This is a genomic window from Salinispora mooreana, assembly GCF_000379065.1.
In the GTDB taxonomy this organism is placed as follows: Bacteria; Actinomycetota; Actinomycetes; order Mycobacteriales; family Micromonosporaceae; genus Micromonospora; species Micromonospora mooreana.
Map to the genome: position 1 here is coordinate 4,414,308 of NZ_KB900614.1, position 20,506 is coordinate 4,434,813.

At 66.6% G+C, this 20,506-nt stretch carries 17 protein-coding genes and 1 pseudogene; 1 reads left to right on the forward strand and 17 read right to left on the reverse strand.

All coding sequences use genetic code 11. From position 1 onward, the window contains the following. Nucleotides 1–101: 101 nt before the first annotated feature. From SALPAC6_RS0121125 to SALPAC6_RS0121205, 16 genes and pseudogenes are all read right to left on the reverse strand, one after another. The gene (locus SALPAC6_RS0121125) at nt 102–566 is read right to left on the reverse strand and encodes a PPC domain-containing DNA-binding protein (protein WP_018255317.1); all 465 of its coding nucleotides are present in this window, start codon (nt 564–566) and stop codon (nt 102–104) included. Further along, nucleotides 559–1,617: an asparaginase gene (locus SALPAC6_RS0121130; protein ID WP_018255318.1), complete on the reverse strand. Its 1,059-nt coding sequence runs from the start codon at nt 1,615–1,617 to the stop codon at nt 559–561. Before SALPAC6_RS0121130 ends, SALPAC6_RS0121125 begins: the two co-directional genes overlap by 8 nt. Nucleotides 1,618–1,683: 66 nt before the next feature. Continuing rightward, complete coding sequence (locus SALPAC6_RS0121135) at nt 1,684–3,210, reverse strand: helix-turn-helix domain-containing protein (protein WP_026189926.1); 1,527 nt, start codon at nt 3,208–3,210, stop codon at nt 1,684–1,686. A 1,018-nt stretch (nt 3,211–4,228) separates the two neighbouring features. Further along, nucleotides 4,229–4,591: pseudogene (locus tag SALPAC6_RS26455) on the reverse strand (SitI3 family protein); the annotation flags it as partial. A gap of 158 nt (nt 4,592–4,749) precedes the next feature. After that, nucleotides 4,750–5,199: a SitI3 family protein gene (locus SALPAC6_RS0121145; RefSeq protein ID WP_026189927.1), complete on the reverse strand. Its 450-nt coding sequence runs from the start codon at nt 5,197–5,199 to the stop codon at nt 4,750–4,752. Between the two features lie 10 nt (nt 5,200–5,209). Beyond that, nucleotides 5,210–6,013 carry a class I SAM-dependent methyltransferase gene (locus SALPAC6_RS0121150; protein ID WP_026189928.1) on the reverse strand — a complete coding sequence of 268 codons (804 nt, stop codon included), beginning with the start codon at nt 6,011–6,013 and terminating at the stop codon, nt 5,210–5,212. A 207-nt stretch (nt 6,014–6,220) separates the two neighbouring features. Beyond that, nucleotides 6,221–6,673, reverse strand: a complete 453-nt coding sequence (locus SALPAC6_RS0121155; protein ID WP_018255323.1) for a SitI3 family protein — start codon at nt 6,671–6,673, stop codon at nt 6,221–6,223. Between the two features lie 15 nt (nt 6,674–6,688). Next, nucleotides 6,689–7,090 (reverse strand): CdiA C-terminal domain-containing protein, encoded by a 402-nt coding sequence (locus tag SALPAC6_RS0121160; protein WP_018255324.1) that lies wholly within the window; start codon nt 7,088–7,090, stop codon nt 6,689–6,691. A gap of 200 nt (nt 7,091–7,290) precedes the next feature. After that, entirely contained in the window at nt 7,291–7,818 is a 528-nt protein-coding gene (locus SALPAC6_RS0121165; protein ID WP_018255325.1) for a DUF6244 family protein, read from the reverse strand. A gap of 309 nt (nt 7,819–8,127) precedes the next feature. Then, nucleotides 8,128–11,109 (reverse strand): glycine--tRNA ligase, encoded by a 2,982-nt coding sequence (locus tag SALPAC6_RS0121175; protein WP_018255326.1) that lies wholly within the window; start codon nt 11,107–11,109, stop codon nt 8,128–8,130. Nucleotides 11,110–11,114: 5 nt separating this feature from the next. Next, nucleotides 11,115–12,101: a glycosyltransferase gene (locus SALPAC6_RS0121180; RefSeq protein ID WP_018255327.1), complete on the reverse strand. Its 987-nt coding sequence runs from the start codon at nt 12,099–12,101 to the stop codon at nt 11,115–11,117. Between the two features lie 62 nt (nt 12,102–12,163). Further along, a complete protein-coding gene (locus SALPAC6_RS0121185; protein WP_018255328.1) occupies nt 12,164–13,027 on the reverse strand; it encodes an SDR family NAD(P)-dependent oxidoreductase in 864 nt (287 codons plus the stop codon). Then, on the reverse strand, nt 13,024–13,731 hold the full coding sequence (locus SALPAC6_RS0121190) for a class I SAM-dependent methyltransferase (protein ID WP_018255329.1): 708 nt from the start codon (nt 13,729–13,731) through the stop codon (nt 13,024–13,026). The genes SALPAC6_RS0121185 and SALPAC6_RS0121190 overlap by 4 nt, the downstream gene beginning before the upstream one ends. Beyond that, nucleotides 13,721–15,076 (reverse strand): hypothetical protein, encoded by a 1,356-nt coding sequence (locus SALPAC6_RS0121195; RefSeq protein ID WP_223874332.1) that lies wholly within the window; start codon nt 15,074–15,076, stop codon nt 13,721–13,723. The genes SALPAC6_RS0121190 and SALPAC6_RS0121195 overlap by 11 nt, the downstream gene beginning before the upstream one ends. Nucleotides 15,077–15,126: 50 nt before the next feature. Next, nucleotides 15,127–16,263 carry a cupin domain-containing protein gene (locus SALPAC6_RS0121200; protein ID WP_026189931.1) on the reverse strand — a complete coding sequence of 379 codons (1,137 nt, stop codon included), beginning with the start codon at nt 16,261–16,263 and terminating at the stop codon, nt 15,127–15,129. Between the two features lie 25 nt (nt 16,264–16,288). Further along, the gene (locus tag SALPAC6_RS0121205) at nt 16,289–17,278 is read right to left on the reverse strand and encodes a glycosyltransferase family protein (RefSeq protein WP_223874334.1); all 990 of its coding nucleotides are present in this window, start codon (nt 17,276–17,278) and stop codon (nt 16,289–16,291) included. Between the two features lie 459 nt (nt 17,279–17,737). Here SALPAC6_RS0121205 and SALPAC6_RS0121210 point away from each other — a divergent pair, with 459 nt between their 5' ends. Beyond that, a complete protein-coding gene (locus SALPAC6_RS0121210; RefSeq protein ID WP_026189933.1) occupies nt 17,738–19,120 on the forward strand; it encodes a helix-turn-helix domain-containing protein in 1,383 nt (460 codons plus the stop codon). Here SALPAC6_RS0121210 and SALPAC6_RS0121215 read toward each other — a convergent pair. Next, nucleotides 19,093–20,280 carry an alpha/beta hydrolase family protein gene (locus SALPAC6_RS0121215; RefSeq protein ID WP_026189934.1) on the reverse strand — a complete coding sequence of 396 codons (1,188 nt, stop codon included), beginning with the start codon at nt 20,278–20,280 and terminating at the stop codon, nt 19,093–19,095. The genes SALPAC6_RS0121210 and SALPAC6_RS0121215 overlap by 28 nt on opposite strands. Nucleotides 20,281–20,506 lie beyond the last annotated feature (226 nt).

Genomic DNA, 20,506 nt, shown 5'->3' on the forward strand with positions numbered 1-20,506 from the left:
ATGATCAGCAAACGGATGGTTGACACGATCGGGGCCCGTAGCCCTTCGCGCGCATCGCGGCAACCCGTCAGTCCACAAGACGACGCCGCCATCTGAGATGGTCAGCCGTTGCCGAATTGTAGGAGTGGCACGTCGTACATCGTGGGATCGGGGACCCGGCGCATTGTCGGCGCGGCAACCTCCGTAACCAACATTTCGGTGAGGAACTGGACGGTGGCGGCAAGCAGGTGGCTGGTGTGGCCGGTGGCGCTGTGTTCCTTGAGGCCGACGCTGACGTGGATGTGCGGCAGGATCCGGTCCTCGGCCTCGTCGTAGGCGATGGTGCCGCCGCCGAGTGCTTCGACGTTGGACAGGTGCACGCGGTCCCACAGGGGTGCCTGGGGGTTGTCGAGGCGTTGGCATGTGCCGACGATCTCGACATTGCTGAAGCCGGCGATGAAGACGGGGATGTAGCCGTGGCGGATGCCGTTGATGCGGCAGGCGTCGGCGAGGGCGGTGAAGAAGTCCTCGCCGTGGTCGAACGTGACGCCGATCATGCGGCCGGGTGTGAGGTCGTGGCTACGCATACTGCATCTCCGGCTGTTGGCTGAGGGCCGGCCAGGGCCAGCGGGCAGGATCGCCGGTGCCGTAGGCGGCGAATGCGGCGGCGATGGTCTCGGGCTCGGCGCCGGCGGCGAGAAGGGTGTGCAGCAGGATGCGCGCCTTGTAGGGGTCGAGGAAGCCGGCGCCGATGAGCCCTCGGCGCTGCAGGTCGCTCTCGGAGCCGGGGAAGGCGTAGGTGGAGGCCAAGACCGGTCCGGCACCAGTACGGGAGGCGAGCACGACCGGGATCCTCGCCGCGAGGGCGGTGAGCTTCTCGACGAGGCGTTGAGGTACGTGGCCGACGCCGAACCCCGCCACGACGAGGCCGTCGAGCCCGTCGGCCCCGGCGAGGAGGGTGCCGTCGTCGCCCAGGGAGACGGTGTACAGCCCGACTCGTGGAACCCGGGTGACCGTCTCCAGCGGCACGGTCAGGCGGTGCGGTGGGTGGGTGAGCAGCCGTACTGTGCCTTCGACGACGTGGCCGAGCGGGCCGGTGTTCGGCGAGCGGAAGGTGCCGCCGCTGGTGGAGTGTGTCTTGCGGACGTGTCGGGCGGCGTGGATCTCGTCGGCAAAGACCACGAGGGCGCCAAGGCCGCGGGCGGCCGGGCTGGCGGCGGTGCGGATCGCGGCGAGGACGTTCGCGGGCCCGTCGGCGCCGGCGATCGTGGGGTTGCGCATCGCACCGGTGACTACAACCGGCGCCTCGCCGGTGTGGAGCAGGTGGAGCAGGTAGGCGGTTTCCTCGATGGTGTCGGTGCCCTGGGTGACCACGACGCCATCCATACCTCCGGTCGCGGTGTGGTCGGCGATCAGTGCGGCTAGCGCCGTGAGGTCGTCGAAGCTGAGCGAGGCGCCCGGCAGTTGGCGGAAGGTCTGGACGTACACGTCGATGCCAGTCTCGGCCAGTCCAGGTACAGCGGCGATGAGTTCCTCGGCGGTCAGGTTCGGCACGACGCCGCCAGCGTCGCTGCCGACGGTCATGGCGATTGTCCCGCCGAGGGAGAGCATCAAGACCGATGTCGGCTTCTCCGCCACCGCACCTCCTCGTCCGTGCCTGTGTGTCTGCGGCAGCCTGTCACAGTTTCTGAGTGAAGCGAAGGCTCAAGGGAGGCTGGCCAGGTAGCGGCAGGCTGCGTTGATCCCGTCAGTGGTCAGTAACCGGCTGCGCGGTCGGATCATCCCGTCGATGCCGACGGCGGCCAGCTCGGTGCAGCGTCGACGCAGCCAGGGCCATTCCAGGCCGAGGTACTCGGCGAGGACTCGTAGGCGGCGGGTGGACCGGCCCGATGCGGTGATGGAGCCGGCTTGGCCGCTGCGGGCAACGTCGTCGTAGCGGCGTAGCGCGACACGGCGATCGAGGGCGTCGACGTGCCAGAGTCCATCGGCGCGCACCCAGTTGGCGAGAATGACCTGCGTGTGTGGGGTCAGCACGAAGCCTTCGACGGTGGCGTACGCCGGGTCTGGACTCACGTGCACGGCGATGCGCAGGGATTCCATGAACGCTGCCGAGAGCAGCAGCAGGATGCGTTCCGCGTGGGGGCTGCCCCGCACGGCGGTTTCTGGGATGCAGAAGACGCGGGCGGCCGGGGCGGTGGGTGTGGTGAAGCGTTCGCTTGTGGCGTGCAGATAATCGATCTTGTGGCGGAAGAGCAGCCAGGTACTGGCTTCTTCGCCGTACTGCTCGCGGGTCCAGAAGACGGGCTGGTCGGTCGCGGCGTCGAGACGGTGGCTGATGTAGCGGGCGCAGAAGTCTGAGCCAAGCCACATCTGGCTCAAGGCGCTGAGGTCGGCGGCGACGTTGCGGCTGACTGCGGAGCCGGGTAGGTGGGCGTAGCGGCGGAGTTGGGGGACGCTGTCGGCGAGCGCGGCATCATCGGCCAGGAGAGCGTCGTCCATGCCGCACAGGGCCCACAGGATGCCGACGGTGAAGGCATCGAGGCGGTATGCCGGTACCGCCAATCCAAAGGTGGGCGTTGTGGCCACGGCGAGGATGGGCTCGTCGCCGTCCAGTAGTTCCGTCGCCACGAGTTCGCGCAGGCCGACGGCGGCGGCGTGGCCACCACCAAATGCCCGTGGGTAGCGGGCAGCGTGGAGACGGTCTTGGGCGGGGACGATGGTGAGGGTCAGGGTCGTAGCGGGTACGGCTCGGCCGTGCGGCAGGGTCAGCAATCGGTCGACCGGCCATGCCGGCGGGGGCGCCGTGAGTTGCACACCGGGCAGCGCTGATGCCCAATCCGCTGCCGCACCAGTGGCGATCCCACCCGGTGAGGCGGCGAACGCGGAAGCCGTCGGCGTGGTACGGCACCGCTGCTGGGAGACGGCGGCGCGCACCGCGCTGACGGTGGCAGCCACGGCGACACGCTCCTGGTGTCGCTCCAGTTCGACCAGCGCAAGCAGGTTGGTGAGCGCACCACCTGCGGCGAGCGCGGTGTCGCAAGCGGTTGCGAATTCCGAGGTCGGCCAGCGCAGGGCCTTTTCGATCTTCGCGATGAGATCCGAACTGACGTGCACGTGTTCACCGAGCCGCGCTTGTGACCAGCCGCGCTGTTCTCGCCATGATCGCAAGTGGGCGCCAAAGTAGTGCTTGGCAGAGGTATGCGGTGCGAGCTCGCGCGGAGTCTGGGCCATCCCAACCTCACGGATTGCGCCGGTTGTGTGCCCGGGGCAGCGGGCGGATTTGCCGGTCGCGGGGTAACGATTGGTGTTGCCCACGGTACACCGTGCACACAGCGACGTCCGTCCTACTTCACCTTCCCTGATCGGTTAGGTTGTGTGGCTGTGATTCTAACGGCGGTGGCGAAGATCTCGATCACAAGGAGACGTAGATCATTGTGGCCGACCAGCGCGATGGCTGTCTGAAAGTTCTCCTTTGCTTGGGCTAGCTGGTCGGACTGCCGGTGCAGATGGGCGGTGAGAAAGTCGCGTACGTCGGGTGGCGCGGTGGAGACGACGCGTGCGGCATACAGGACGGTGAGCGAAAAGGCTCAGCAGGCGTGGAGAAAGCCGAAGGCGGGTCGTTCAGTGGCTCGCCAGGGTGAGTAAAAGTGCCGGTCGTCGGGGATGGTGACGTGGTAGGCGACCAGGGCGTCGTTGAGCAAGGGTGGCCGGCTTCGTGGATGAGGTCGCGGGCGAGGACGATTGGGTGGTTGGTGTAGTCGGTGAAGACGGTGCCGGGCAGGCGGGGTGATGGTCCAGCTGAGCAAAGTGTCGTGGAGTGTCTTCCGTTCGAGGAGGCAGATGATTGGCGCGTGGTCGCGCAGGAGCGTGCCAAAGCCGGCCCTGACTGCCGCCACGAGCCCGTTCCGCACTTATCTCCAAGGCGGGTGGGCGGGTCGGCGTCGTTTCGGGATTGATGATGTAGTAGGGCGTGGTGGCGAGGGCCGAGCGGCGCAGTTGCTCCGGCTTCGGGTTGACCAGAATCGGGATCTTGTCACCAGGATCGGCGTGTAGGCGGGCGGTGTCGCTGGCCATGGCGTGGCGGTACCAGGCCAGCAGCGTGCCGTCGGCGGATCATGCCGCGGCTTCGGCACCTTCAAGCCAGTGGTGGGCAGGGCGTAGCTGAGCGGGGTGCTGGCGGGAGCGTTCGTGCCGAGGACGCGATGGATAGCGATGGTGCGTCGCCGGCGGTGCGGGTGAGCAGGAGTCAGTTGCCGTTCTGGACCAGTGCCACGTCCTCCTGTGGGGCGGTCAGCACCTGGGCCACGGCCTTCATCATGTTCGGGATCCCCTTGTCGACCAGGTCGCCAGCCTTCATGAAGAAGTCGATGTCGACGTACGTTTCCGGCTCCCACTCCCAGCGGGTGCCGTCGTCGGCCTCGGCATCGAAGTAGCCCTGGCTCCCTGAGGGGACGGTCAGCGCGAATCCACGGGTGCCGTAGAGGCGGGCACTGAACAGCCGCGGACGGGTACCGCTTGGTCTCGGCCTCTCGGTGACGTCGGCTCCCACGAGACCAGCCACATCGTCCAAGGAGAGGTCGCCCGCCAGGGTCAACCTGAACTCGACAGCCATCTCGACGGCCACCCTCCGTCTCAATCAACGATTTGCACCATCGCGCTTATTCGCCGTTACCGAACCGTGTTCCTTTGCGGCTCGCGATGCTGCGGCAGACGACGCCTCGCACGGCGGCGAGCCAGAACAAGCCCTCGCCGCCCCGATTCATAGGCGCGTCAGGGGTGGAGGATCCTGTCGTAGTCTTCGTCGTACCAGCCGTCGGTGTTGTGCTTTCGAAGGGTGCCCGCGACGCGAGTCAGCATCAGCACGTCGCCGTTGAGGGTCAGGGCCGCGTCCTCGGCCCTGCCGGCGAGGGTCCTGGCCACGGCCGCCAGCATATGGGTTTTGCCCTTGTCGGCCAGGGTGTCCTTGCGCATGTAGAAGCTGACGTCGACGTAGGTCTTCGGCTCCCATTCCCACAGAGCGCCACCGTCATTCTCGGCACTGTAGTAGCCGTGCCGGCCGCCGGTGATGTCCACGACGTACCCGCGCTCGTCGTTCAGGTCGGCGCTGAGCATTCTGCCGCCAGACGCCGTGGACGTCTCGACCGCTTCGGGAGCGGCCAGCTCCGCCACCTGTTCGAGCGGGATGTCGCCTTCCAGCGTCAGCCGGTACTCGACAGCCATCTGCACCCCTTCATCGGTCTCGCCGATCTCGCCGGCCGATGCGGATGAGGAACTCGTTGTCCTCGGTGAAGGTATCGGTGTCGCTGTATCGGGCAAGGGTGGCACGGACAGCGCTGTCGAACGCGTCGAGCCGGTCGCCAAACAGTTGTGGCGCGGCGAACGAGGTGGAGTGCAGGTACCCAAGGATGCTGTCCGCGGTCCAGGTTCGGATGACCGGCACGGCGTACTCCTCAACCTGACTGAACGGAGACTCACGCATGATCTCGCTGTACGGGCGGTGGTGATGCTGGAATAGGCTTTCGCCAGCGCGACGCTCCTCGCCGAGGAAGTCCTGGATGACCGTGCGGATTGCGGCCTTCCAGCCGTTGGTAGCAGTCCAGAAACTGTTGTCGGCGAAGATCGCGACCGCGCCGTCCGGGCTGACCTGCGCGTCCAACCGGGTTAGGGTCGCGGCCTGGTCGAGCCAGTGGAAGGCTCGGCAGATCGTCACCAGTTCGGCCTGCCATCCCGCCGGTGGCGTGAACTCCTCCGCCGTGACCTCCTGCAGCCGCAACTGAGCGTCGGCGGGTAGCTGCGGACGGAGCGCATCTTCGGCAGCAGCGAGCATGCCTGGATCGCTGTCGATGGCGATGATGTCATCGAAACGGCCAAGCAGAGCCTCCACCACGAGGCCGGTGCCGGTGCCTACGTCGAGAAGGCGCCGCGGCTGACAGTCAGGGACCGCAGCGTCCAAAACGTCGGCCACGATTGCCGGGATGCCGGGCCGGTACTGCCGGTAGAAATCGATGGTTCCGTCAAACAGACCCATGAACATCTCGGTGGGCGAGCTCGGTGATGTTGGCCGGGTAGCGGGGAGATCAGCTGCCACGGGCAGGCCAACGTCGTCGAGCCGTTCGGGCTGTGAATCGCTGGTCGTCCGTCCGATACCGGGATGACGATCATCCCGGCAGAGCCACCGGGAGCCTACGCCTCCCGGTGGGTGTTGCTCGTTGAGCGGAGAGGTATCGCGAAATGTGTGAGTTCAACCCGCGGTCATGCCTTTGACGTCGTAGTTGTCCCACCAGGTTGGCCGGTGTTCGCGTAGTTGTCCCGTGACTCGTGTCAGTAGGAGCCAGTTGCCGTTGAGCACGAACGCGGCGTCTTCCGGCCGGTTGGTGAGGACACGGGCCACGGCCGACACCATTGTTGGGACCACGTCTTCGGGTGGGTTGTTCTTGCGCAGGTCGAAGATGATGTTGGTGTAGGTGTCGGGTTCCCATTCCCACTGGGTGCCGTCGTCGTCTTCGGCGTCGAAGTAGCCGCTGCTGCCTGCGGAAACGGTGACGGTGTAGCCGAGTTCCTCCCCGAGGTCGGCGGTGAGCAGCCGGGGGTAGCCGGGCAGGGTTGACTCCTCGACGCCGTGCGGGGCGACGAGGGACGCGAGGTCTTCCAGGGGGATGTCGCCGGCTAGGGTCAGTCGGTATTCGATGCCCACGTGTTGCCTGCCTTCTCAGTTGCGTCGGACGATCTGAATGATCGCACCGTTTCGGGTCACTGCTGCCAGTTCCTTGAGGTGTGGGACCGGCCAGTCGTTGAACTGCATTCGCAGGCCGGCGATGTCGCCGCGCCAGTCGCACAGGTTCAACACCACTCGCTGGGTCTGTTGCCTCGCCACTTTCTGCGACACTTCCGTCCATACCCCGCGTACCGCCTTGCCGGCGGTGGGGGAGTAGCAGTCGAAGACGTGGCCCTCGATGAGGTAGTCCGGATCCTTGTCCGGCTTCCCCCTGTCGCCGGTGTTCTGGCGGGCGTCGGCGATTTCCTGCCGCGTCGGGTTCTGATGCACGCGGTAGCCGTCGTGGGCGAGAGTGTCGGCGCACTCGTTTTCTAACTCCAGCGAGCGTTGTACCACCGTGTCCTCTCGTGGTGGGATCTTCGTTCGGGGCCCAGTGGGCGAGCCGCCGGGAACGCCGGTTGGCGGCCGGCTCCAGGACGTGGGACTCGATTCGGGGATGGCTGGGTCATCCGTGGCGGCTGCTGTCGTGGTCGGGCCGTCGGCGGCAGCGGTGGAGTTGGGGGCGGGGCTGGCGGATGCAGGGCCACCAGCCCCGGTCAGTTTCCCGACGATCCCAGTTGTCGTGCTTCAGCGACCGCCGCCTCGATAGCCTGCCGGGTGGTGCCGGTACGTTCCACGAGAAGCACCACGATCTGCTTGGCTTCATTCAACGTCTGCAACAGGGGTCCTGGCTGCCCGCCGTGCAGAACGGCTCTGACGAGTTGCTGCACATCGCCGAGTTGACTAATCACCTGGGTCCCCGCATCGCGGGCGTTGTCCAGTGCGCTCTGCACCGGTGCCAACCCAGCGACCGTCTCCTGCGGCGTGCCCTGGCGGGGCACCGCCGCGGTCGCCTTTGCCGCCTCCCCAGCCGACGCGGAGAAGCGACCAAAGCCGGCCTGGACGTTCTGAATCGCGTCGTGGACCCGGGCCATACCGACGGCCACAGCGGCGAAGCCAGCGCCCGCGGCACGAGCGCCGACCTCCTGCGCCTGGCTACCGGCTGCGGCGGTCAGACCGCGAGCTTTGTCGACACCAGCGGTCAGGGCACCCAACTCGCTGTGGATCTTCTCGATGATCGACACGTGAAGCAATCCTCCGATCGGCGATGACGATGGCTGCGTCCTAACGGGTCGTGCCATCGTGCCAGTGACCGGCCTCGAGCGACTCGTCGGTCTGGTCTACATGGCACTGACTGCGGGCTTGCCGGTACCACGAAGCTGGGCGTAGACGCCGTGAGGCCCCTTGGCCTTGCACTCCACGAACATCTGCCGGATCACCCAAGACGTGCGCTCCGGGCCTTCCACGATCAACAGGTCAACGAGGTCCCTATCTCGCTCGAAGCGTGAGGTGGCGGTACTGCGGTCTACCGTCGGTATTCCGTGCTGCTGGCGCTATAGCCGAAGTGCCTGCCAGTCGAGCACGCCGTCACCGAGCGCGGCGACCGCCCCGACTAGGCCCAAACGGCGTGCTCGCACATCCGGGTCTTCTGCTATCACGAGGATGTCGTTGAAGAACGAGTCCACCGCGGCAGGCAGGTCACCACCTGCGGCGACAAGGTCACCGAGGTCTGCGTGTTCAGGAAGCCGGCCGACGGTCTTCCTGACGACCTCGTGCAGGTCGAGCTCCGCCGGTTCGGTCAGCGTCATCGGTTCGTATTCAGCGCCTCCGTTCGTCGCGATCCTTCTGGCTCGCTGCAGGGCGGCGGCGAGCCGCCGGAAGTCCGGGGTTTCGACGAGCTCGGTGAGTTGACGAAGCACGCGATCGGCGGTGCTGGGCTGGTCGGCGTGGATGATGACCGCGCGTACCCGGTCGACGGTGTGCCCCTCGTCGAGGAGTAGCTGCTCCAGCCGCCGTGTGACGAACTCAGTGACGGCGTCGATCGTTTCGCTGGTGACGGGCACGGGCTGTAGTCGAGCGGCTTCGGTGAGGGCGTTGCGCAGGGAAAGCCCGGCGAGGGAGGGTATGCAACGGTGGATCGCGATCGTCCCGACCGCAGCTCGACGGAGGGCGAAGGGGTCGCTGCTGCCGGTCGGCAGGCCCACCGTGGCGGCCAAGCCGATCAAAGAGTCCAGTCTGTCCGCCAAGGCCAGCAGGGCGCCAGGCGTGCTCTGCGGGAGCAGGTCGCCGGCGTACCGAGGCAGCTCAGCCTCGAACATGGCAGCGGCAACGGTTGCAGACTCACCGGCGTGCAGTGCGTACTCGCGGCCCATGACGCCAGCGAGGCTGGTCATCTCGGTCACCATCTGGGACCCGAGGTCAAACTTGACAATCTGCGAGGCTCGTTCGAGCGTCGCCAACTCACTGTCATCCAGGGGTACGCCGGACGCGAGGGTCTGGGCAAGGGCCGCGATGCGGTCTGCTCGATCGGACATGGAGCCGAGCTTGTCGGTGAAGGTAAGCCGGTACAGGCGTTCACGCATGGTGGTGATCGAAATTGTCTGGTCGGCGCGGTAGAAGTACGCCGCGTCCTCGAACCGTGCTCGCAGCACGGCCTCGTTGCCTGCCTGGACGGTCGTCGGGTTGATCGCGCCATTGGCGATCACGACGAAGTGGGGCAGGAGCTGGCCTTCGCTGTCACATACTGGCAGGTAGCGCTGGTGCTTGCGCATCACGGTGGTGAGGATGGCATCGGGTAGGCCCAGGTAGGTGGGGTCGAAGTCGCCCAAAATCGCCGTCGGTTGCTCGACCAGAAACGTGATCTGGTCGAGCAGGGATTCCTCGCCGTCGGCATCGATGCTGCCGCCGACGCTGGCGGCCGCCGTGCGGGCTGCATCGACGATGACCTGCCTGCGGACGGTCTCGTCAAGCACGATGCCGGCAGCGTCCAGTATCGGAAGGTACGCGTCGGCAGAGCTGACGGCGGCGATCCGCTGGTATGCGTTGCGATGCAGCCGCGTCTCGGTATCCGCCCGCAGATGTGAGGCGGTAACCGGGACCGGCTCGCTGCCCCACATGGCCAGCAGCCACCGGATCGGTCGGGTGAACGCCAACTCGGGATCGTTCCAGCGCATGTTCTTCGCCGACCGCAGGCCACCCACTACCGTGGACAGGATCTCGGCGAGGGCTTCGACGGCGGTACGGCCGTGCTCCTCGCGGTAGACGCAGACGTACTCGACGCCGTTAACGACGGTGGTGGACAAGGCATCCACGCTGACGCCGTTGGCGCGGGCGAACCCCTGGACCGCCGGCGTCGGCGCGCCATCTTTGAATGCTGCCGAGACACGCGGGCCACGCACGGTGGTGACAGCGTCGGTCTCCCGCTCAGCGACCTCGGCGACGATGGCGGTGATGCGTCGAGGCGTGGCGTGGACACGGATCGAACCGTAGGCGAGCCGGCCCGCTGCGAGTCGTGTGGTCAGCGCATGTTCGACCTGCTGGCGCGCGTCGTGAGCCTCGGTAGGTGGCATCTCTTCGATGCCGACTTCGAAGACGAGCAACTGCGGCCCTTCCTGCTTCGGCTGCTCCCGCCGGGCAGCGGCCGCAATCTCTGGCGGTACCACCTGACCGAGCGGGAAGCCCTCCTTCCTCCGGGTCTCAATCCACAGTCTGGCAACACTGTTGGACAGGCGGCGCATGCGGGCGAACTCACTGGCCCGGTCAGCGGTGGATACAGCGCCACGGGCGTCGAGGATGTTGAACGCGTGCGACATCTTGAGCACGAACGTGTGCGCCGGGATCGGTAGCCCGGCATCAATCATGCGTTGGGCCTCGGCCGCGTACGCCGACAGCAACTCCCGGTTGGTCGGCACATCGGCATCGTCGAGGTAGTAGCGCGACATTTCGTACTCGGCCTGCCCGAACACCTCGCCGTAGCTGACGCCGGGCGCGTACCTGATGTCCTTGAAGTGGCGTACCCCTTGCAGCGCCATGAGGATGCGCTCCATGCCGTAGGTGATCTCCACCGAGACCGGGTTGAGCGTGATGCCGCCGGCCTGCTGGAAGTAGGTGAACTGCGTGATCTCCAGTCCATCCAGCCACACTTCCCAGCCAAGACCCCACGCGCCCAGCGCCGGGGAGGCCCAGTTGTCCTCCACAAATCGCACGTCGTGCTTGGTGACGTCGATGCCGAGCGCCTGCAGGGAACCGAGGTAGAGCTCTTGGGCGTTGCCCGGCTCGGGCTTGAGGATCACCTGGACCTGGGTATGGCACTGGATCCGGTTAGGGTTCTGGCCGTATCGGGCGTCATCCGGACGAACCGACGGCTCGACGTAGGCGACCTTCCACGGCTCTGGGCCGAGGACCCGCAGGGCGGTCGCTGAGTTGAGGGTGCCCGCTCCGACCTCGGTGTTCATGGGTTGCACGGTCAGGCAGCCCAGTCCACCCCAGTAGGCGGAGAGCCGGGATAGCGCGTCCTGCATGGTCAGGTCGGTCACGGATGTCACCTCGGTTCGGTCAACTCGTGGAACGGATTCGATCTGCGGTCACCGTGGATTACGGTGGCCCGGTTCAACTGGGCCTCAGCGTGGTCGTGCAGCCATGTGCCGCCGCCGGTCGGCATCGGCTGCGCCAACAGCGAGTGGAAGAACGCGACGGTACGGGGCAGACTGTTCAACTTCCTGCCGTCTTCTGACTGGGCCTCCGGCGGATCGACGTGCAGCCCAATCGCACTTCGCACAGGTGCCACCTTGCAGCCCGCAGCGATGAGCTTGGCGCCGACGTAGGCGTCCTCGGCGCCCCATAAGCCGTGGAAGCCCGGGTGGAAGCCGCCGACATCGATGACCGCCTCCCTGGGCATGGCGACGAGGGCGGTGATCACGGTCCGTGGCAGCGACCAGTCGAACACCCATCGCCCGTTGCCGAGCCCACGAAGGTCGTCGGTCTCGTCCAGCAGCCGGCAGCGCTTCGGGCTGTCGAGGATCGTGCCGCTAAACGGCAGGAGGCCTGCGGGGAAGACGGTGCTAGCCCGAGGGTCCTGGTCGAGGTCGACGCTCGTCGGCGTGAGCGGCCCGGCGGCGAGCGCCGCCGCGGGCACATGCTGGCGGAAGCCGAGCAAGACGAGGCCGTCGGCGGCACGCGACGCCAACTCGCGCAGGGTGAGCGGCGGCAGGACCATGTCACCATCGACGTAGAGCACTGTCGGTGCGGACGTGAGGACCGTTCCGACGTTGCGGGCGACCGACGAGCCGACCGGCTTCGCCAGCCGGACTACGGTCGGTCGGGAGGGGTGCGCGGCGGCGCGGAAGGCCCCGTCATCGTCGCTGGCGTCATCGACAACGATGATCTCCAGGTCGACGCCTTCACTCGCGGCGAGTGCGTCCAGGACGTGCGTGATCGCGAAGGCGCGGTTACGGATCGGTACGACTGCACTCAGGGGTGCGCACCCACTGGTGCGGATGTGGTATTCGTTGTCCTGCTTTGTGATCATGGCCGTCACGCTGCCGGGCTTTGCTGGCGGTCGTGTCCGGCGAACGGTGCTGAAATCAACGGTCACTGCGGTTCCTCACCAAGAAATGAATCGGGTGCGGATACCGCAGCACGACGTCTGGAGGACGCCGGCCAATGCGGTGATAGTACCCGATCTGCGGGCTGGGGACTCAAGCGGTTATTCGTAGCGTCCGTTGGCGCTGGTCCGCGCTCGATATCGGCCGGTCGGAGCTGCACGGTCAGTCCGCCGTCCAGGGTGATCGTGTGGCCGTTGGCGCAGTCGAGCGCCGCAGATGCGACCGTGATCGCCGCTACGGCGACCTCGTCCAGGCGCGGGTACCGGCCGAGCGGCACGAGCCTGATCAGGGCTTCGGCAAGTTCGCCATCGGCACGGCTGGTGGCGGATTCGGCGATGGGTCCGACGGCAAGAACACGGGTGGTGATCCCGTGCGCGGCGTACTCCAGTGCGAAGGATCGTGCCAGGCTCTCCATGCCAGCCCGCGCCGCGTCGTAACTGATCATATAGCGGTGTGGGTAGCGGGCACCGACCGAGCCGATGAGCACGATCGAGCCGCCGATCGCGTACGACTGTGCGGACTTGGCGAACACGGACATCGCCCGGAACGTGGTCATAACATCACCGAGGGCCGCTTCCACATCAAGATCCGTGGCGTCGCCGACACGGACCAGCGGCGGAATGCTGCCACCGGCAAGGATCAGCTCGCACCGGGATGCGCCGACTAGCTCCGCCTTTAACCTGTCGCCGAAGGCGGGCGATCCGGCGTCGGCGCGAAGCAGTTCGACGCCAGGCGGAACCTCGGTAAGCAGCGGATCGACGGCGAGCGTGCGGTCGCCCTTCCGAGTCGAGGCGGCGGTGACCGCTGAGCCGAGCTGGCCTGCCGCCCCGGCGATGACGCGCAGGATCATGGCAGGGACTCCCTACGCAGTTCTGCGGCGTACTTCGCGCCCCAGGTCATCGTCTTGACCATGGTCAGCCCGGCCTCCTGCGCGTGCGCCTGCAGCGTCGGCGGATCGACCCAGAGCCAGGGAAACCAGTCCCCGATCCGGTCGCGGTATCGCAGGCGCAGGGTTACCTCGCCCGGGTACGCGTCGCGGCTCTGTGCGGTCTCGCCCCATGCGACGTGGCCAGGTCCACGCCAGTCGACGCTGGTGACGAGCAGGCGCCCGGCGGGTGTCATCCATCCAGCCAGATGGACGAGCCACCTGCCGAGTTGGTCAAGGGTGCCGCAGATGCCAAGACCGCCGCCGAGTGCGGCTACTACGTTGACCGGCTCAGGCGGAGACCAAGCCGTGGCGTCGGCCTGGACCGCGGTGAGCCCATGGGCCGCAGCGAATGCCACTGCGGTGGGGCAGGAGTCCACGCCGATGCTGGCGATGCCCCGGCGGTGCAAGATCTCCAGGTGGCGTCCCGTGGCGCAACCGACATCCGCGACCGACTGGCCCAGCTCGACCCAGTCCAAGATTTTGGTGTCGACAGGTGGCTGAGCGGCCGGTTCCCGACGCCACCAGGCCAGATCGGTGACACTGCGGTGGCCGTCACTGCGTTCGACGATGAGCGGGGCGTCGGGTTGTGGATCGCGTAGCGCGATCTCCAGAAGGTCAGTGGGCATGGTCGGCTCCAGACGTAACGTGAGGGGAAAGCCAGGCCGCATCGAGCCGGAACTCGTGCTCCCGGGCCGGGCCGGCCGGTCCTGACCGCACGATCAGGGAGTCGACTCCGTGTAGGCGGGACAGGGCGCGTACGGCGGGCACGTTCGCCGCCTGAGCCGCGAGCGCCGAGTTGGAGCGCAGGCCACAGGCGACAGCCATGATCGCTAGGTGGATCGCGTCGTAGCCGGTGAAAGCGGCTTGGGCGCGTCCGGGCTTGCCGTGCGGCGAGGCGGCGATGAGGTCTGTCATGGTCAGGGTTTCGAGTACTTCGTGAACGCGTTCGTGGAGGATCGCCGCATCGAGGTCGCCAAGGAACAACACCTGGCAGCCTGCTCCGGTTGCCAGGTTCCTGAAGCCGGCCCGGATGGCGTCGAGATCGACCGATCGGTATAGCAGAGTCGGTGTGATGTCATCGACAATGAGCGTCGCCCTGGCGAGCGTCGCCGCGGCCTCAACGAGCGAGTTGGTCGAATCCGAGATCTCCCGCGCTCCGAATAGAGGGACCGTGACCGTGGCGCGGCGCCTACCCGAGGCGACGACACGGCGGGCGTCCGATGGCTCTACGCCGTGGTGGATGGTCAGGCCGGTTCGGCGCAGCGCTCGCCACGCCGGCTTCAGTCGCTGCCGGACCCTGCGCGCGACATCGAGGCGTTCGTCGTCGGGCAGCGCCGTCGCGTTCGTCTCGCCGAGCGTGAAAGCGGCGCCCCAGATCTGGTCGTAGCCAGCGGGCCGCAACTTGGCCCCTCCTGGTGCCGGGGCGAACGGGTCGCCAGGTGTGTGCAACCGACCGATCGGTGCGACGGCGGGCAGCCGCCCGATGGAGCGCCCTCCGGTCACCCCTTCACTGAGATACACCGCGGATGCGCCGACGGTGTCGTAAGCGCCGGCGATGAGCAGGTCTGGCAGGTCGGTCGCACGGCGGGTGAAGGACGTGCGGCGGGCGCGCGCGGCCAAGTGCCATGTGCAGCCGTCGAGTTCCGCGACGTCGCCGCCGAACTCGACTGGCCAGCCCTCGTCGTTGAGGACTTCGCAGATCCCGGCTAGGTCGTAGGAGGTGTCTTCGGCGGGCTCGCCTCGGCCGACGGCCGCGCCGACCAGACAGACCCGCCGCCGGGTGCGGCGCCCTTCCTGGCAGGCATCAATAGCCTGGTGAAAAAGGGCGGAGGTGACACGGGGGCGGTGGTGGTAGAGCAGTGGAAAGAGCAATGGCCCTTCGCGTTTCGCCGGGATCGCGCGTGGCGCAGCCTCGGGCACGGAACCGTGGAGCGCCTCCTGCAACGTCCCGGCTGCGGACGTGTCGCTCAACCACCGACCCGAGACACTGGAAATCCAGTCAGTCAACTCTCGATGCCGAATCACCTCAAGGGCTCCAGCACATCGAGGCCACGCCAGCGCGGTGTCACCCGCCACTCACGGACGAGGTCGTGGTCCAGCCCGGTCAGCGCCACTGTGGCTTCGAACATTTCGGTCATCCGGGTCTGGTCGTGAACGGTGACGAGGCTAGCCTTCAACCTGCGGGTCGCTTCGGCGAGTCGATCCGGCTTGGCAGCAGAAAACCAGCGCCGATCCTCGTGGCCGGGATCGATGCTGACCGCGGAATAGAATCCTGGTAGCGCCAGCCAGGGCTGGTAGACCATGCCGACTGCGAGCGGAACCGGAATCCGATCAGCGACGCCGTCGAGAGCCCGCACCGTCTTTGACGCGACCGGGAGTTCCTCCGGGCGGCGTACCATCACCAGCAGGTCAAGATCCGAGCCAGCGTACGGTGGTTTGACCGACAACGGCGACTGCGAGCCCTCTACCACCACGGGAGCCAGGCCCGCCACGGCCGCGTGGATCTCATCGGCCAACGATCGCGTTAGGACGGCGGCCACCGGGGTCACTGACCGCGCAATCTCGAACGGCCCGATCCGCTCGACCCGATACGCCTCTGGTGCCTGGGTCAACGTCGTAACCAGTGACGTGAAATCCTGCGCCAGGGCACCCACCGGGTCGTCCCTGCGGAACGCTGTTTCCGCGCAGCGGAACAACACCGTCTCGTCGGGCTGTCGCTCGCTCCGACCCGCAGCGAAGGCCGCTGCGAATGCGGTGTTCACCTCCTCTGCGTGGGCGATAGCGGTACCGCCGACCCGGTCGGTGTCAGGCAGGAAGGCGTTAACGGTCACGTAGGTAACACCTTCCAGCGAGTCGGCAGCCACCGAGTGGTGCCAACCAACCGGAACGAAGACCGTGTCGCCGGGTAGACATCGGTAGGAAACCTGATCGCCAGCACGGCGAAGGGTCGCGGTGCCCACCCCGGACAAAAAGACAAATGTTTGCTCCATGTCGGAGTGCACGTGCCCGGGAACTGTGCCCAGGCCGGGTACGCGGACCAGAAACACCTCGGTCGACCGCGCCTGTTCGCGTTTGACCAGAAAATCGTTAGCATGTGTGCGGAAATCGAATGGTTCGCCCCTTGTCGCGGGCGCGTGGATGGGAACGAGGGAAGACATAGCGGCTCCTCAGACGGGGATGGACTCAGGAACGGCGGGGTGGGGCGGCGATGACGGCCGCGTAGAAGCTGACGAGTGCCGAAGCGGCATCAGGCCAGGTGGGCAACGTGATGCAGCTCCGCGAGACAACCGAGCGCCAGGCGCGGATCGCGGCTTGGTCGTCCCATTCGGGAAGCACCAGCCAACGATCATGCTCAAATGAGCCGTAGAGCGAGGCGCCGCCGAGCGGTGCGACACTGAGCACGCGTGTGCCAGCCTGGAGCGCCTCCACGAGCACCCCGCTGGAGTGCAACCGCTGGTACGGCAACACAACCCATTCCACCGCCGCTAGAAATTCACGGAACTCGGCGGTCGACAGAAACCCCGGCCGGTAGTCGAGCCTGAAATCCGCCTCAGCCATCGTGCGTAGGCGGCGGTCAGTCTCGGCGTCGTCGGGATGGCCCGCCACGAGCAGGCGTAGATTATCCTCGCCCGCGAGGACCGCTGCCGCGAACTCCGCCGTTCGTTTGTAGGGCCGCAAGCGCCCGAGGCAGGCCATTGGTACCGCGGGCCTTGGCGTGCTGTACCGGGGGTGCGGTAGATGGAGTGTCAGCGCGGGAAGTGCTGGCCGGTGTTCGCGAGCCACACGTTCGTGCTCGGCGCTGAAGTACTGGGCCCCGTCCGTCATCGCATCTATCGTGGTCCGGAAGCGGGCCAGATCAGGTTGCGGCTCATGCGGCGCCAGGTTATGTAGGGTCTGCACGATCCGCGTACCTGCCTCGCGGAGCTCGCCTATGAGCGCCAAGGCGCGCTGCGCCCCCAACGCCGCAGCAAGCTTTTCCGGCCAATGCAGGTGGACAATCGCTGGGATTGGGCCGTTCCACGTTGTTCGCGATGCCGGGGTGAGAGTTGGGGTGTCGTGGCAAAAGCGAGGATGCAGGACCGTCCATCCAGCAGATATAAGTGCCTGTTCCGCTTCGCGTACGTAGTCGTTCCAGTCGCAGGTCTCGGGGACCTGCCAAACGCTGGCAGGCATTGTCGGCACGTGCCCTCCCTCGGGTGTAATCCGATGCTCAGTTGCTGGTCGCGCCAGTGACCGGGCGGCCGTTGCCGGTACCTGAGACTTGGCAACGACAGCGAAGTCGAGACGACGACCCCTCATGGACCACCGTTTTTGTCACTGTCCCTTCAAGCGACGCCACTCAAGGTTGGGCTTGCCCTGTGCTCCACTGCACCTCCCAGGGGTGTGAAGAACTGGGGCGAGTTGGACGAGTGGACGCGCCCGCTCTCCCACCCTCGCCCTCGCTGGCGCTGTCGTGAATGCCGAGCATGCGGACGAAGTAGTTGTCCGCATGCGCCGCACCTCGTGGACTAGCGGTCTTGGCGGTTGTTTCCGGCGTTCCTGGTTGCGCTGGGCTAAACCCTGGGTGACTCTATGGGGCGATGTCCATGTTGCTCGATGTTGTTGCTCGCGAGCAGTCTGAAAGGCGGTGCCATGGGTCAGACCCCGCGGAGGCTCCAGCCATCTCTGTCCGAGCGCCACTTCTTTGGAGCCGAACTGCGTCGGCTGCGCGAACGCGCAAACCTCTCGCAGGCGCGGCTGGGCGCCATGATCCGTTTTAGTGCGGACCTGGTTCGTCGCGTGGAAACGGCCGACCGGTTTCCCTCCCGTGAGTTCGCCGAGGCCTGCGACAAGGCGCTGGCGACCGGGGGTGCCCTGATGCGCCTGCTGCCGCTGCTCGACAAGAACCGGGCCAGCGGCGGCAAGCCGGCCATCTTACGAGCCGGGGCCGGATTCAGCAGTGTGCTTTCCGACCGCCTGACGGCAACATCCGGGTTGGCCGAGATGATCGTTGGAGTTCCGTTCCAGCCGGGCGCCCTCGACCGCGCTGCTCTTGACTGGCTGAACGCGGCGACCGGACCTCGGCTGTCCCGGGCCGGACGGCCCGGTTTGCCTGACCAGGTTGATGAAGAGGATCTTTATTCGGCGGAGACTGCGCTGGCGATGTACCGGCAGCTGGACCATGCCCATGGAGCCGGACGAGTCCACGCTGACGTGCAGCGGTACGTCGAAGGTGAACTGAATCGGCTGCTGGCGAACACCCCCGTCTCCGAGACGGCGGGGCGGCGGCTCTACAGGCTTGCGGCAGGTTTCTTCGAACTGTGTGGATACCAAGCGGTCGACAGCGGTGCCCATGGCCTTGCCCAGCGCCGCTATCTTCGCGCTCTGCGTTTGACGGAAGCTGCCAATGATCGCTTGTACGGAAGCTACTTACTCGCCGTGAATATTGGGCACCTAGCGCTGCACTGCGGGCATCCCGAGCCGGCGCACAGGGTGGCGATGACGGCGGTGAGAGGAAGCGAAGCCCAAGTGACACCCGCTGTGGCAGCAGCGCTGCATGCGGTGGTGGCGCGTACGCACGCCCGTCTTGGCCGGGAAGGCGATTGTCTTACCCACCTCGGCATTGCTGAAAGGCAGTTAGCCCTAAGTAGGGTCGAGGACGAGCCTGTGTGGATTCGGTACTTCAACGCGGCGTATCTCGCCGACGAGATGGCGCACTGCTTCCATGACCTGGGTCAGCCGCGGCAAACCCAGCGGTACCTGGGCGATGCCCTTACCGCCCTGAGCCCCGCACATGTCCGGCGACTCGCCATCGACACCGCGCTCATGGCCTCGTCGTGGGCCGTGTCTGGCTGCATTGATGAAGCCTGCGCCACCGCACGACAGGCAGTCGATTATGCCGCACAAACTACCTCACATCGCTGCCTGCAGCGCATCGTCGAGGTGCAGGTTGACCTCGAGCCCTATCGGTGTGAGCCGGAAGTCCGCGAATTCGGCGAGTACGTTCGTCACCGGCTACCGCTGGCGGCCCTGTAGCTCCTGCTGACCTTTGCTCCATCAAGCATCACCGAGCGGTAGTGAGCCAGCTCGGCTTTCAGCGCCGCGCCTGCTCGATGGGATGACGCCACATAGTGGCCGACCTCAGGGAGAAGCAAAAGCTCAGCCGTCTTATCTGCAGATGTCAACTCGTCGGCGAGTTCGCGGACATCCTCGGCTACGGCTACTTCGTCTGCGGTGCCGTGAATGAGGAGCACCGGCCGTTGGATCGCGGCGGCGCGGACCGGGCCGGCGCCCCCGCGCAGCCGCATCGCGTGCGCCCGCTGGAATCGGGGTACCGTTTCCGCCCACCGGTCAGGATCCACAATCGCTGACACGGCGGTGGCGGCGGCGAACGGGGTGTCCTGTGCCACCGCCTGCAACGCGGTGTATCCGCCTGCGCTGGCACCGCGGATGAATACCTGTCCGGGCAGCGCCCGTCCCGTCGATAGCAGGTGATCCGCCACCGCGGCGCAGTCATCGACATCGTCCAGGCCCCACCGACCGTAGAGGGATTCCCGGAACGTCCGCCCGTACCCGGTGCTACCCAGGTAGTCGACGTCAACGACGGCGAACCCGCGGCTGGTGAAAAACTGCGCCTGCCAATCCAGCCGCAGCAAGCAGGAGTCGGTGGGCCCAGGATGTGCTCGCACGATCACTGGCGCCTGCCAATCCGTTGTGGAGCCCGTCGGTGGATACACCAGGGCAAGGACCTCCCGACCACTGGCCACTCGAACACGTAGCTCCGTCGGCGTGGAAACGCTTGCCCGGTCGAGTGCGCTGTGTTCCGAGCGGGCAAGCACCGCCACTTGGGAGACAGTGTCAGCCAAGTCCACGAGCGCCACCTGCGGGGCTACGCTCGGTGAGGATCCGATCAACGCCACCGTCGTCCCTTGAACAGCTAGGTACGGCTTGATCGACGTGTATGGCAGATCGACCGGGTGAACAGAGCCGCTGGCCTCGACGACGACGAGGCGGTGTCGCGGCCCCTCCTGCACCGCTATGACGATCCGACCACCGTCAAGGAACCCATACGACGCGTAGCCCAGTTCCCACGGATCTGCGGCGCACTCGCCCGCAAGCGGTGCCACCGCCTCCACCTGGTGACCGTCCCATCGGTAGAGGTTCCACCAGCCGTTGCGGTCCGACACGAAGTACAACGCCCCGTTGGGTCCCCACTGCGGCTCCAGCGCAGACTCATGCGGACCGCCGGCTATTCTCGCTGCGCCTTCGACCGATCCCTGCGGTGAGTAGGACGCCACCCATACCTCGCAGGCGTCCCAGGGCATGTCCCGCTCACTCCACGCGGTCCACGCCAGCAATCCCCGACTTGGCCGTGGCGCACCGAGAAACCCTTGCGACGAGACAAGAGTCCGCACCTGCGGA